This is a genomic window from Sphingomonas sp. Leaf67 (assembly GCF_001421965.1).
Classification (GTDB): domain Bacteria; phylum Pseudomonadota; class Alphaproteobacteria; order Sphingomonadales; family Sphingomonadaceae; genus Sphingomonas.
In genome coordinates, this window is the sequence record NZ_LMLP01000019.1 from 144,664 (window position 1) to 158,078 (window position 13,415).

At 67.5% G+C, this 13,415-nt stretch carries 9 protein-coding genes and 1 tRNA gene; 3 read left to right on the plus strand and 7 right to left on the minus strand.

The features are described from left to right. Nucleotides 1–30 precede the first annotated feature (30 nt). Together recJ and ASE90_RS10185 are read left to right on the plus strand one after the other, a co-directional pair. On the plus strand, nt 31–1,794 hold the full coding sequence (recJ, locus tag ASE90_RS10180; RefSeq protein ID WP_055999687.1) for a single-stranded-DNA-specific exonuclease RecJ: 1,764 nt from the start codon (nt 31–33) through the stop codon (nt 1,792–1,794). Between the two features lie 66 nt (nt 1,795–1,860). Next, nucleotides 1,861–1,935: transfer RNA gene (locus ASE90_RS10185), tRNA-Glu, on the plus strand. Nucleotides 1,936–2,286: 351 nt separating this feature from the next. On the opposite strand, the gene ASE90_RS10190 is transcribed toward ASE90_RS10185, so the two are convergent. Further along, nucleotides 2,287–3,759 carry a DUF389 domain-containing protein gene (locus ASE90_RS10190; RefSeq protein ID WP_235531747.1) on the minus strand — a complete coding sequence of 491 codons (1,473 nt, stop codon included), beginning with the start codon at nt 3,757–3,759 and terminating at the stop codon, nt 2,287–2,289. A gap of 103 nt (nt 3,760–3,862) precedes the next feature. Further along, nucleotides 3,863–5,563 (minus strand): GH39 family glycosyl hydrolase, encoded by a 1,701-nt coding sequence (locus ASE90_RS10195; protein ID WP_055999690.1) that lies wholly within the window; start codon nt 5,561–5,563, stop codon nt 3,863–3,865. 212 nt (nt 5,564–5,775) lie between these two features. Between ASE90_RS10195 and ASE90_RS10200 the strand changes: the two genes are divergently transcribed. Further along, a complete protein-coding gene (locus ASE90_RS10200) occupies nt 5,776–7,044 on the plus strand; it encodes a PQQ-dependent sugar dehydrogenase (protein WP_082449704.1) in 1,269 nt (422 codons plus the stop codon). Between the two features lie 32 nt (nt 7,045–7,076). On the opposite strand, the gene ASE90_RS10205 is transcribed toward ASE90_RS10200, so the two are convergent. The 5 genes from ASE90_RS10205 to ASE90_RS10225 all read right to left on the minus strand — a co-directional run bounded on the left by ASE90_RS10205 (nt 7,077) and on the right by ASE90_RS10225 (nt 13,356). Next, the gene (locus ASE90_RS10205; protein ID WP_055999693.1) at nt 7,077–7,481 is read right to left on the minus strand and encodes a hypothetical protein; all 405 of its coding nucleotides are present in this window, start codon (nt 7,479–7,481) and stop codon (nt 7,077–7,079) included. A gap of 336 nt (nt 7,482–7,817) precedes the next feature. Further along, nucleotides 7,818–8,429, minus strand: coding sequence for a TetR/AcrR family transcriptional regulator (locus ASE90_RS10210; protein WP_055999696.1), 612 nt, complete (start codon nt 8,427–8,429; stop codon nt 7,818–7,820). 132 nt (nt 8,430–8,561) lie between these two features. After that, complete coding sequence (locus ASE90_RS10215) at nt 8,562–10,214, minus strand: alkaline phosphatase D family protein (RefSeq protein WP_055999701.1); 1,653 nt, start codon at nt 10,212–10,214, stop codon at nt 8,562–8,564. A 305-nt stretch (nt 10,215–10,519) separates the two neighbouring features. Further along, nucleotides 10,520–12,118: a glycoside hydrolase family 43 protein gene (locus tag ASE90_RS10220; protein WP_055999704.1), complete on the minus strand. Its 1,599-nt coding sequence runs from the start codon at nt 12,116–12,118 to the stop codon at nt 10,520–10,522. Then, nucleotides 12,115–13,356, minus strand: coding sequence for an MFS transporter (locus ASE90_RS10225; RefSeq protein WP_055999707.1), 1,242 nt, complete (start codon nt 13,354–13,356; stop codon nt 12,115–12,117). The genes ASE90_RS10220 and ASE90_RS10225 overlap by 4 nt, the downstream gene beginning before the upstream one ends. Between the last annotated feature and the right edge of the window lie 59 nt (nt 13,357–13,415).

Consider the following 13,415-nt stretch of genomic DNA (forward strand, 5'->3'; position numbering starts at 1 on the left):
CCGCCGCCCCCGCGACCTTATTAGACGTCGATGCGTTCCGTTCTCAATGTGCATCGTTCGATCCTCGGCCAACCCTGGCGCTGGCGGGGGCTGGAGGGCGATGTCTGCGACGAAGGGTTCGTCGCAGACGACCTCGTCACCCGCATCCTGCTGGCACGCGGTTGCCCGCGCGACGGGCTGGACGCGCACAAGACGCCGAGCATCCGGGCGTTCATGCCCGACCCGTCGATCTTCCGCGACATGGACCGCGCCGCCGACCGGCTCGCCGATGCGGTGATCGCGGGCGAACCGGTCGCGATCTTCGGCGATTACGATGTCGACGGGGCGACGTCGGCGGCGTTGCTGGTGCGGCTGTTGCGCGATCTGGGCCTCGCCGCCCGCCCCTATATCCCCGACCGGCAGCTGGAGGGCTATGGCCCCAATGCCCCGGCGATGCTGCGACTTGCGGGCGAAGGCGCGACGCTGATCGTCACCGTCGATTGCGGCGCGCAGGCGTTTGACGCGCTCGCCGCCGCGCGCGATGCCGGGGTCGATGTGCTGGTGGTCGATCACCATCAATGCACGACGCAACTGCCGCCGGCGCTGGCGGTGGTGAATCCCAACCGCCTCGACGAAGGCGAAGGCGCGGCGCACGGCCATCTGGCGGCGGTCGGCGTCGCGTTCCTGCTGGGCGCGGCGCTGCTGCGGACGTTGCGGGCGCGGGGCTTTTTCGTGGGCCGGGCCGAACCGCGTCTGCTCGACCTGCTCGACCTCGTAGCGCTTGGCACGGTTGCCGACGTCGCGCAGTTGCGGGGCTTGAACCGTGCCTTCGTCGCGCAGGGGCTGAAGGTCATGGCAGGGCGGCGCAATATCGGCCTCGCCGCGCTGATCGAGGCGTCGCGCCTGACCCGCGCGCCGACCTGTACCGATCTCGGCTTTGCGCTGGGGCCGCGCATCAATGCCGGCGGGCGGGTCGGAAAATCGGACCTCGGCGTCCGCCTGCTCACCACGCAGGACCCGGAGGAAGCGCGGGCACTTGCCGTCGAACTCGACCGGCTGAACGAGGAACGCCGGCTGATCGAGGGCGATGTGCAGGCGGAGGCCGATCTGGCGGCGCGGGCGCAGGACTCGCGCGGCTGCGTGGTCGTGTCGGGACGCGGCTGGCATCCCGGTGTGATCGGCATCGTCGCCGGACGGTTGAAGGAAAAGCTCGGGCGGCCGGTACTGGTCATCGCGATCGACGAACATGGCGTCGGCAAGGGATCGGGCCGCTCGATCCCCGGCGTCGACATGGGCGCGACGATCCTTGCCGCGAAGGAACTGGGGCTGATCGACGCGGGCGGCGGCCATGCGGCGGCGGCGGGGGTGACGGTGGCGGAGGCGGCAATCCCTGCACTCGCCGATTTTCTGCATGCGCGCATGGCCGAGCCGGTCGAGCGCGCCCGCGAGGATCGCGCGCTGCTGGTCGACGCGGTGCTGGCCCCCGGCGGGGTCAGTCCGTCGCTGATCGAAGCGCTGGAGGCCGGCGGCCCGTACGGCATGGGCTGGCCCTCCCCCCGCGTCGCGGCCGGGCCGGTGCGGATCGTGAAGGCGGACATCGTCGGCAACGGCCATGTCCGCGCGATCCTGACCGGCGACGACGGCCGCAGGTTCAAGGGGGTGGCATTCCGCCAGGCCGAAACCGATCTCGGCGTGGCGCTGCTCGGGGCACCGCCGCACCGCAAGCTGTGGCTGGCGGGCCGCGCCAAGCTCGACGACTGGGGCAGCCGCCCGGCGGCCGAACTGCACATCGACGACATGGCGTGGGCGGATTGATAGAAAAATACGAAAGTGTGTTGACCGATTGCGAACCCTCCCCTAACAGCCCGTCCACGCCTTCACGGCCCCTTCGTCTAGCGGTTAGGACGCGGCCCTTTCACGGCTGAAACACGGGTTCGATTCCCGTAGGGGTCACCATCCGGTATGGGTGGTACGGCATTCCAATCCACCCGTTGATGTCACTGGTCGCTCAGTTCGCGGCCAGGCAAGCGCGTGGCGTACAGCAGGCTACGCGTCGTCGACCGGCTTACAACGACCGGACCTTGGGCTGCAGTTCTCTCGTCACAACGTTGGTTCGACCGGAAGTTGATGACGTTGCGCTCCGGCATTCTGACCAAAACACGCCCCTCGCCCAAGCCGTGCAATCAACCGACTGCGCCCCGTCCATTGTGCCGACCGTCTGCGATAGGGCGAGGCGTATCAGCGGCGCGGGCATCCCGATCACCGGCGGACGGACGTTCCTGCCACGGCGTTACTGACGACGACCGGTCAGGTCGTCGTCACCCAGCCGAGGCGGAGCGCACCCCCGGCATTGCCCTCCACCGCAGCACCCCCACGACTGACGATCCCCCGTGCAACCGCGCGCCGCTGGCTGGCGCTGCCGCCATCGACCGATATCTGCCGCGCCAACCGGCTCGCACCCCATGCCGCCGCATCGAGCGCGACGCTGTCGATCACGCCCGCATCGATCGCCACGGTCGGTAACGGGGTATCGGGCGGCGGGGCGAGCCGTACCTGCCATGATGCGAGCGTCCCCCCGGCGCGGGCCTCCAGCGCCCGGTACCCGGCCATGCCGAGACCCGGCAGCGCTGCGGCAGCGGCATGGATCGTACGGCTCGCCGAATCGACCCGCGCCGACGCGGCGTCGCTACCCGCGATCAGCGCAAGGTCGGCGAGCGCGCGCTGCTGTTCCCGGTCAGGATCAGACGTCGTCGTTCCGGCACGCGCGATCTGCGCTGCCTCGACACCGCCCGCATCCGGGTCGACGCGCAACTGGTCGACGTGCAGGTCGATCCGCCGCCCCAAGCGCTTTTGCAGATCGGCGGCGAGGACGCGATCCGCCTGTGGGTCGAGCCTGGGGGTCAGCACGACCGCACGGACCCGGATCGGTGTCGCGGCATAATCGATATCGAGTTGTCCCAGCCGCGATGCGTCGGGAAAGCGTTCGCGGATCGTATCGCGGACCTGTCGCTGGGCGACCGCTTCGAACGCGATCTGGCGCAGGCCGGCACCAAGCGGAACCGACAGGACGCCCAGCGCGACGACGAACAGCAGCAACTGCCAACCGGTATGCTGCGGCGACAAATGGCTGCCGAACCCATAGACGCGCGCGACGAGCGCCGCGGTCAGGGCGATGGTGATGGCGTTGGTCAGGAACAGCAACAACGCCCCGGAGAACACCGTCCAGTTCCACGTCGCGATGCCGAAACCGACCACCGCGAGTGGAGGCATCAGCGCAATGGCGATGGCGACCCCGACCACCGCGCCGCCCCGGCCACGGATCAACGCATAGGCGCCCGCAACGGCCGACAGCAGCGCGACGAGCAGATCGAACAGGGTTGGCCGGGTCCGGCCGGCGATCTCACTGGTGATCGTCTGGATCGGGGACAGGCTGACCAACACCACCGACAGCGCCACCGCGATCGCCGCGCCGGCCGCCAGCGCGATCGCTGCCCGCCGGATTTCGCGCGTGTCGAGCGTGGCGATCCCGAACCCCAGGCCGATGATCGGCATCATCAGCGGCGACAACAGCATCGCGCCGATCAACACCGCGACCGATGGCATCAGCAGGCCCAGCAGCGAGATCGCCGCCGATATCACGATCAGGAACGCATAGCGTCCCGTCCAGCCGGAATCCTCGGCGATCTGGCGCAGCACCGCGTCGTGATCCACGCCACCGACCACCCACATCGACCACCAGCGGCGTGCCCTGCCCCGACCGTCTGTCGTCGTTGCCGTCATTCCCTTCCGTTCTCCCGCCCGCTCGAACCGCAACGATGCAACGTGCGATGCGGCATAACGTCGCACGGGCGATCCCGGTCGAACAGACACGTTGTCGTTGCGCTCAGCGCCCGTCCAGCGTCAGCAACGCGACGCCCTGCCGCGGTAGCAGGACGGTGACCGACCGCCCGCCCCGGCCGTTGGCGGTCGATGACACCGCCTCTTCCTGCATCTTCGAAGCTGCTTCCAACCGGGCATATTGCTTTTCGTCGGGCGACTGCGGCGAGCCCATGCGCTGCCACGCGGTGAAGGCGTTGGCGTGGCTGCCATCGACCCGCCACAGCCGTGCCGGTCCCGCCTTCGCGCCGGCGATGTCGAGCTTCACCTGCGCGACCGGACCTGCGACGTCGTCGTCGTGATAATGCCAGAGCAGCACCGCGATCTGCCCGTCGGGCGTCCGCGTCGCCAGCGCGCCGATATCGGCTTGCCCGCGCACCCCGTCCTTGACGACGGCATCCAGCGGCACTTGCGCGCTGCTGGTCGCGGCGATGCGTTCCGGGCCCATCTTTGCGAACATGCGGAAAATGTTGAGCACCGGCAGGTCGACCCCGTTGGTCGACAGCTGTCGATACCCGGCGAACCACGGCTGATCCTCGAATTCGAACGACCATGACAGGATGCCGTCGATCGTCACCTTCCGCCTGGCGGCAAGGTCCCAGATGCGCGCGAAACTGGCGGCGGTGTAGCTCGAATACATGGTGCCGTTGCGATAGGCGTTTTGCGGCCCCGGACAGGCGGCGCAGCCTTCGGGATCGCTCTCCCCGATCACGATCGGTTTGGCGGCGAGGGCCGGGAAGCCAGCGACTCGGGCAAATCCCCGGTCGACATTGCGCAAATGGGTCGACAGCCCCATGCGGACGTGGCCGTCGACGAAGCTCGGCGCGCCCTTGGCATGGAACGACAGGAAATCGGTCGGCGTGCCGGTCTGGCCCGTTGCATAATTCCGGCCGGAGGAGACGTGGCGCATGAAGCCGTCCATGAACGCGCCCGCGCCTGCAACATCGGGTCCGCCGACCTTCGCCGTCGGAAGCGCGCGGCGGACGGCGTCGATCGCGAAGTCGTGCAGCTTGTTGAATTCCTCCGGCGATGCCTGCCAGTAGAATTTCGAATCCGGTTCGTTCCAGACTTCGAAATACCAGCGGTTCACCTCGTCCGCGCCATAGCGTTCGACGTTATGCCGGGTCCATTGATAGACCAGTTCGGCCCATTTTTCGTAGCTGTCCGGCGGATAGGTCCATCCGGTCGCGATCAGCCGATAATCGAACCCCGGTCGCCAGCTATGCTGGTACGGCGTGCCCTTGGGCGCGGTCGACAATGCCTCGGGCATGAACCCGATCTGGAGATAGGGGCGGACGCCGCGCGCCAGATAGGTGTCGATGATGTTGTCGACGATCGTCCAGTCATAGACCGGCTTGCCGTCCGGACCCTCGCTATACGCGTTGGTGCTGCCCCATTTGAACGCCGCCGTGCCGTCGCCGGTGTTGAGCAGGTTGTGCGCGCGGAAGAACACCTCGCCATGCTTCAGGTCGCCCAGTTCGACCAGCAATTTGCGCCCGTCCTTCATCGTCGCGTAATTGGGCTCGTCCGCGCCGAAGAAACGCCACGCCGGCGGCAGCGGCCCCAACGACTTGCGGGCGTCGACGGTGACCGAAACGTCGCGGACCGGCACGGGCGCAGTTGCGTCCGCCGGTGGCGTCTGCGCGATGGCGACCGTGGCGGACAGCCCTGTTGCGGCCAAAGCCGTCAGTGCGGCGAAACGGATCATGGCCCTCTCCCTTGTACGATCTTTCTCGACCCGTCTCGCGCGGGCTTTGCCTGAGCTTGCCTTTACTCCTACAAGGTTCCGTGTGACCGCAAGCGGAAAGTGCGAAGAGCGTTGATCGGGATCGCGACGTAGGCTGTTGACTTTGAACGGATGACGTCGCCCTCTCCGTTCCGGCGCGGTCGTGCCCGCCCCCTTTGTTCGAAAGGTGATTTGTGCTGCGATTTTCCCTGCTATGCCTCGGCACCGCGCTGCTGACCGGCTGCGGCGCGACGGACGCTATCCAGAATGCGACCGCATCGGCACCCCCTGCGGCCGGGCCGGTCAATTACGGCGGGTCGACGCCGACCACGACCAAGCCGTTCAAGACCAGCACCGTCGCGACGTTCGACAATCCATGGGCGCTGGCGTTCCTGCCCGATCAGCGGATGCTGGTGACCGAAAAACCCGGTCGGCTCTGGCTGGTAACGACGGCAGGTGCCAAGGCTCCGGTCACCGGCGTGCCAACGGTCCATTTCGAGGGACAGGGCGGACTGTTGTTCGTCGCGACCTCGCCGACCTTCGCGCAGAGCCGGCAGGTCTATCTGACCTATTCCGAACCGGGCGAAGGCGGCGACGGACTGGCGCTGGCGCGGGCGACGCTGGACGTGATCGGTGCGCAGCCGGCGTTGCGCGACGTTCAGGTGCTGTGGCGACAATTGCCGCGCGGGGCCGGCGGGCAGTTCGGCGGCTATATCGCCTTCTCGCCGGACGGGCAGTATCTGTTCCTGACCTCGGGCGAGCGGCAGCGTTTCACCCCGGCGCAGGACCCCGATCAGGCGCTGGGCAAAATCCTGCGCCTGACGCTCGACGGCAAGCCGGCCCCGGGGAACCCGATGGCGGGCAAGACCGGCGCGACCACGATCGGCATCATCGATCCACCCGAAAACACCGGCGCAGCGGCAGAGGCAGCGGTGCGCAAGGCGCAGATGCCGGCCCCCAATCTGACGCCGGCCGAAACATGGTCGACCGGCCATCGCAATCCCTATGGTCTCGCCTTCGACGCACAGGGGCGGTTGTGGGAGACGGAGATGGGACCGCAGGGCGGCGACGAACTGAACATGATCGATGCCGGCGGTAATTACGGCTGGCCGGTGGTGTCCTATGGCAAGAATTACGACGATACGCCGATCGCCTCGCCCGCCGGCAACGGCAAGTTCCATCAGCCCGCGCTCTACTGGACGCCGGTGATCGCGCCGGCGGGGCTCGCCTTTTATGACGGCCGCATGTTCCCACAGTGGCGCGGCTCCGCCTTTGTCGGCGGGCTGGCCGCGACCGCGCTGGTCCGGATCGCGTTCGACGGCACGACCGCACGCGAGGCGGAACGCTGGGACATGGGAGCACGCATTCGGGCGGTCATGGCGGGGCCGGACGGCGCGCTATGGCTGCTGGAGGATGGAAACGACGGGCGTCTGCTCCGGCTGACCTCGCCACGGGCGGGGTAACGCCAGACGCTTACGCAACGGCGGAGAGCCGTTCATCCGCGGTTGGTTCGCGACGCCTGTGCCGTGCTGATGCTGGCGAGCATCGTTTCATATTGGTCGGTGTTGAAGCCGGCGTCGAAGAATGCCGCGAGTTCGTGAACCGGTACGGCATAGCCGCGATGCCAGCTGAGCACCGCCATGCGCCGCAGCGCCTCCAGCTTCGGATCGGCGAGATTGGGATCACGGCGGCGGGTGCCGAAGACACGGCCGAGCGCGATCGACAGCGGCGACGGTTCGCGCAGCGACGCCATCCGGTCGCGTTGCGCCAGGGCGACGACCGACCATTCCAGCGCGGTCAGGCCGGTCGGGGTCGGTTCGACGATAACGGGCGCGACAATGGCAGGTGCGGCGGCGGGGGTGGCGAACAGCGTGTCGCCGGAGAAATCGACATAGGCCATGAGAAATCCTCCCTTGGGTTCCAAGGCATCCAGCAGCGGGCGCACGAGGGCGACCGCAAAAGGCCCCCCTTTCGGAGCCGAGACGCTGGTGCGGGGACGCAGATCGCCGACGCCTGCGACGCGGAGGTCGAGCGGAAGCAGTCTGCGGGTCGTAAAGTTGATGAAGGTTACACGTACCGCCGAATTACGGGGCGGTCACGACGCGACGTCAGGTTCGGGCATAGCGGCATCCTTGCGAGCGCCGGGACATCAACGCGATGCCCTCTTCTATACTGACCGGTATATTAAGCAGCGATCGGTCCGTCAACGCCTTTTGTACCGGTCGGTAGAATAATTCTACGAAGCCGGCCACATCAGCAGGCTGGTATCGACGATGCGTTCGAGGTCGGCGCGGGTCGCGCCCGATCCGGCCTGTACCGCCATTCCCTGCACGATCGCGTAGAGATAGCTGGTCAGCCCATCGATATCGACATGACCGGGCAGGTCGCCGTCGCGCTTGGCCTGTTCGAAGCGCTCGAGCAATGCCGCCTGCGACGAGGCACGACGCTGCATCACGTCGGCCTTGATCGACTCCGCTTCGGCACCGCACGCGGTCGCGCTGATGACGCCGAGGCATCCTTTCGGATCGCAACTGCTCATCTGCGCATCGATCGCGCCGCGCATCAGCCGTTCGGCGACGGCACGTGCGGTCGGCTGGCGCAGCGCCTCACGCATATATTCGAGCTTTTCGGATTCGTAGAGTTCGAGCGCCTTGTGAAACAACGCTTCCTTGTTGCCGAACGCCGCGTACAGGCTGGGTTTGGTGATCCCCATCGCCTCGGTCAGGTCGCTCATCGAAGCGCCCTCATACCCCTTCGACCAGAAGACCCCGAGCGCGGCCGCCAGCGCCTTGTCGACGCAGAACTCGCGGGGCCGGCCCTTGGCGGCAATCGTCAACGTCTTTTCCATAACGAACGGTACATATTCTATTCGGGCCGTGGCGCAAGGGGAGTCCCGATCGACGGGCGCGGACAAGCTGCCGGCGATCGACGATCCGCCATCGACCGTCAGCGGCGCCCCGGGGCGGGGCGCCGCCGATCGTCAGGCCGTTTCGATCCCCCGCGCCCGGTCGAGGGTGACGCGGTGGCGGGCGACGACCTGCCGATCGAACGGTTTGGCCATCACCGTTGACACCGCGACATGCTCGGCGACCGCGGCATCGGGGGTGAGCGTCAGCAGCGTATAGCCCTTGTGATCCTGATCGCAGAACACGACCTCGCGGTTCGCCTCGGCGATATACTCGCCGATGCCCGGCAGCACTGCGCCGAACGACGGGCTGGAGATCGCGGTGCAGCCGAATTCGGCCGCGACCAGCTGCCCACCATCGTCGTACAAATCGTTCGACCATGCGGCATGGCTGTCGCCCGCCAGCACGATCGGCCGGCTGCCCGCCCGCCGGAACGACTGGTACAGCCGTTCGCGCGCCGGCGGATAGCCATCCCACGAATCGAGGTTGAACGGCGCGCCCGCACGATAGCCCGCAATCGCGGCGGTCATCCGCGCCCGCCAGGCATCGGACAGCTTCGCCATGGTCGCCGCGAACCGCTCCGCCCCCATCAGCTTCGGCAGGTCCGGTCCGTCGATCCGCGCCATCACCACCTGATTGCCGAGCAACTGCCACGGCTTGCCGGCCTGAACCGACCGGGCCAGCGTCTCCTGCAGCCAGCGTTGCTGGGTCGCGCCCAGCAATTCGCGGTCGGGCCGGGCGCGGGCAGCAAGGACCGCCGCGACCTCGTCGGGTTCGCGCGTGTCGCCCTTGAACGCCACCTGCTGCGATCGGGCGAGCAGTCGCGTTTCGACCATGGCCAGCGTGGCGAGATCGCCGAATTCGAAGCTGCGATAGATCGCCTCGCGCCCCAGTCCGCGGCGCGATTCGCGGATCGGCATCCATTCGAAATAGGCCTGCATCGCCACCGCTTTGCGCGCGCCCCAGTCGCCCTCGATCGCGGGATCGTGGTTCTCGGCACCGCCGACCCAGTCGTCATTGGCGACTTCGTGATCGTCCCACACGCAGATGAAGGCGGCACGGGCATGGGCCGCCTGCATATCGGGATCGTGCTTCACCTGTGCATGGCGGCGACGATAATCGTCGAGACTGACGATCTCGTGCGACGGATCGGGCAACCGGTCGAGCTTGCGCCCGATGTCCGCGCCATATCCGTCCGCGCCATATTCATAGATGTAGTCGCCGAGATGGACGACCGCATCGAGCCGCGGCAACGCCGCCATGTCGGCATAGGCGTTGAACAGCCCGCCCGGATACAACTGACACGACGCCACCGCGATCGTCAGCCGGTCGACGCGCCCGCAGGGCAGTGTCCTGAACCGCCCGACCGGCGAACGCGCCCCGTCCGGACCCGCGAACCAGAACCAATAGTCGCGCCCCGCTGCCAGCCCTGACACCTCGACCTTCGCCGTATGGTCCGCCGCCGCCCGCGCGGTGATCTTGCCCGACCGGAGGGGCTTCGCATCGGGGCCATCAGCGACATGCCATTCCAGCGCCACGTCGCCTCCCCCGTCCACGACCGTGGCGCGGGTCCATAACACCGCCCCGTCCGCCGCCGGATCGCCGCTGGCGATACCGTGGTCGAACCGCGCCGTGCGCGCGGTCGCCGCCGTGGCGAACCCCGGCAGGGCCAGTCCCGCGCCGCTGCCCAGCAGTGCCAGCGCCCCGCGCCGTCCGATCGTCGTCATAGGAAGGTTCCTGTTCGTAAAGGGGTCAGAATCACACCGTCCGCTGCGCGACTAGGACACGCGGCTGAACGGCGATGAGGGAGGGATTGCCGAAGCCGCCGCCGGTGCTGCGGGCGTCGAAGTTCGATATCCGGCGCGGAGACGGCGCCTGCGCCCGTCAGCGAACCGGATACCAGCAGGCCCGCGAAGAGAGGGCCATGCGAAACCGAAACCATGGAAGCTCCCTTTCTACAGGGGCAAGCCATTGGCGACGGTTGATGAAGCTCCCGCGACGTCGTCGTGACGCGGGTGTTACAGATGCCGGTTTAGCGCGCCTCGTCCTCGCGATAGGCGAAATATCGGAAATCGGCGGGCGTGCCCTGCCCCGACATGTCCTGACACGCCATGCCGACGAACGCGCCGGTGAAGTTCGGCAGGCCGGTGATCGTCGCTTCGTCGGACAGGAGGCTGGCGTCGAACACGCCGTCCAGCCATTGCCAGTCGGCCAGTCCCGTCGCGCGAAAGGCGAAGCGCAGCCGTTCGTGATCGACCTCGGCGCGCAGTTCGATCGGACCGGTGGGTATGGCGATCGACACGGACGCGCGGCTGCGCCCCTCGCCGATCGGTTCGACCGACAGGACCTGCAACCGGCGTTGTCCGGCATCGTCGGCGGTCAGGTGCAGGAAATGGAATTTGGTCGAATTGTAATAGCAGACCAGCCCGGCCGCCTGCTGGAAATCGGTCGGGGTGAAATCGACCTCGGTCTCGGCGGTGTAGCAGAATGCCTGTTGCCGGCGGGCGACCAGCGCCTGTTCGAAATGGCTGCCGATCGTTTCGCGGCCGTGGAGGCGCAGATGGCCGGGCCGTGCGGACAAGCTGAACAGGCGGTCGGGATAGGGGGTGCGCAGCCACTGGAACGGTTCGGGCAGGTCCGGGCCGTCGAACATATCGCACCGGTCGATGGCGGGCGTGTCGGTCGCGATGCCCGGGACCGTCGCCTGTGGCAGCGCGGGTCGCAGCCAGCCGTCCGCACCCCACGTCATCGGCTGGATCGCCGTTTCGCGGCCCAGTACGCAGCGGTCGCTACCGGGCAGCGGACGGCCGCATAGATAGGCGAGCCATGTCTCACCGGTGGGTGTCTCGACCAGATCGCCATGGCCGGTGCGTTGCAGCGGCAGGTCGGGCCGGCCGCGCGCGGTCAGGACCGGGCCATCGGGATGGACGTCATAGGGGCCGAACAGGTCGCGCGAACGGGCCATGACCACCGCATGGTTGCGTTCGGTACCCCCCTCGGCGACGAGCAGGTGATACCAGCCGTCCCGCTTGTAGAGGTGCGGGCCTTCGGTGAAGCCGAGCGATGTCCCTTCAAAGATGGTGCGGCGTTCGCCGGTCAACCGCCCGGTGGCGAGGTCCATCTGCTGCACCACGATCCCGGCGAAGCGTTTGCGGTCGGAGCGGTGATCCCACAGCATGTTGAGCAGCCAGCTGCGCCCGTCCTCGTCATGGAACAGGGCGGGGTCGAAGCCGCTGCTGTTGAGATGCACCGGATCGGACCAGTCGCCATCGATCCGGTCGCTCCACACCCAGTAATTGTGGAAATCGCGCAGCGACGCGCCCTTGGCCCCGTCGACGGTGGTGCGACCGTAACGCTTCACGTCGGTGAAGATCAGGTGGAAGCGGCCGTCGGCATAGCTGAGGTCGGGTGCCCAGACCCCACAGGAATCGGGGTTGCCGCGCATGTCGAGCTGGCCGGGGCGGCGCAGCGGCCGGGCGACGAGCCGCCAGTAGGCGAGGTCGCGCGAATGATGGATCTGCACGCCCGGAAACCATTCGAAGGTCGAGGTGGCGATGTAATACTCCTCGCCGACGCGGACGATCGACGGGTCGGGATTGAACCCGCGCAGGATGGGATTGCCGATGGTCATACGGACTTTCGTATCAGGGTCCACAGCAGCGCGGCACCGACGAGGTCGAGCAGCCCGAGCAGGATGAAGAAGGGTTGATAGCCGACGCTGTCGACCATCGAGCCGAGCACCAGCGTGAAGATCAGCACGCCGAGATTGGCGGCGGTGCCCGATACTCCGGTTGCGGTCGCCACCTGATCCTGCGGGAACAGGTCCGACGTCATGGTGATGACGGTCACCGACAACGTCTGGTGCGCGAACCCGCCGAGGCAGAGCAGCGCGACCGCCGCCAGCGGGCTGCCGACCGTGCCGACGAACATCATGCCGGTCATCAGCACCGCGCCCAGCGTGAATGCCCAGCGGCGGGCATCGATCAGGTCGACCCCGCGCCGCTGCAACCATGCGACGACTGCCGGACCGGCCAGACAGCCGAGATCGGCGGCGAGGAACGGCAGCCATGCGAACATCGCGATCTGCGTCAGGTCGAACTGCCGCACCTGTACCAGGTACAGCGGCATCCACAGCGACAGCATTCCCCATACCGGGTCCGCGAGGAAGCGCGCGGCGGCGATCGTCCACAGGTTGCGCCGGCGCAGCAGTTCACGCAGCGGCGGACGGCGACGCTGTTGCGCCAGTGCCGGCTCCTGCCCGCCGAGGATCAGGTCGCGTTCCTCCGCCGACAATGCGCGATGCCGGCGCGGCGGGGCATACCAGGCCAGCCACGCGCAGACCCAGAGCAGCCCCAGCCCACCGGCGACGAAGAACGCCGCCCGCCAGCTATAGTTGAACACCGCCCATGCAACGAGGACCGGCGCCAGCACTGCGCCGAACGACGCACCGATCTGATAGATGCCGCCCGCCACGCCGCGTTCGCGCGCGGGAAACCATTCGGCGACGACCTTCATTCCCGCCGGCTGCGCCGATCCCTCGACCAGCCCCAGCGCACCGCGCAGCGCGGCGAAGCCGAACCAGCCCGCCGCCAGCCCATGGCCCATGGTGATGAACGACCAGACCGCGACGAACAGGGTGAAGCCGATCTTCAACCCGATCAGGTCAAGCAGATAGCCCGCGACCGGCTGGAACATGATTCCGAACTGAAAGGCGCCGGTGATCCACGAATATTGCGCGGACGATATCCCCTGTTCGGTCATGATCGCGGGTGCGGCGACGCCGAGGATGCTGCGGGTCAGGTAATTGATGACCATCGCGCCGACAAACAGCGCGATGATGGTCCAGCGCACCGATTTGAATCGCGCCAACTTACCCCTCCCGGTAACGTTACCATTATTGGGTAGGCGCTTTCGGTCGGGTGGCGCAA

Coding starts and splice junctions, on each gene's coding strand:
- recJ (WP_055999687.1), top strand. CDS start 31: ATGCGTTCCGTTCTCAATGTGCATCGTTCGATCCTCGGCCAACCCTGG.
- ASE90_RS10205 (WP_055999693.1), bottom strand. CDS start 7,481: ATGGCCTATGTCGATTTCTCCGGCGACACGCTGTTCGCCACCCCCGCC.
- ASE90_RS10195 (WP_055999690.1), bottom strand. CDS start 5,563: ATGATCCGTTTCGCCGCACTGACGGCTTTGGCCGCAACAGGGCTGTCC.
- ASE90_RS10210 (WP_055999696.1), bottom strand. CDS start 8,429: ATGGAAAAGACGTTGACGATTGCCGCCAAGGGCCGGCCCCGCGAGTTC.
- ASE90_RS10190 (WP_235531747.1), bottom strand. CDS start 3,759: ATGACGGCAACGACGACAGACGGTCGGGGCAGGGCACGCCGCTGGTGG.
- ASE90_RS10215 (WP_055999701.1), bottom strand. CDS start 10,214: ATGACGACGATCGGACGGCGCGGGGCGCTGGCACTGCTGGGCAGCGGC.
- ASE90_RS10220 (WP_055999704.1), bottom strand. CDS start 12,118: ATGACCATCGGCAATCCCATCCTGCGCGGGTTCAATCCCGACCCGTCG.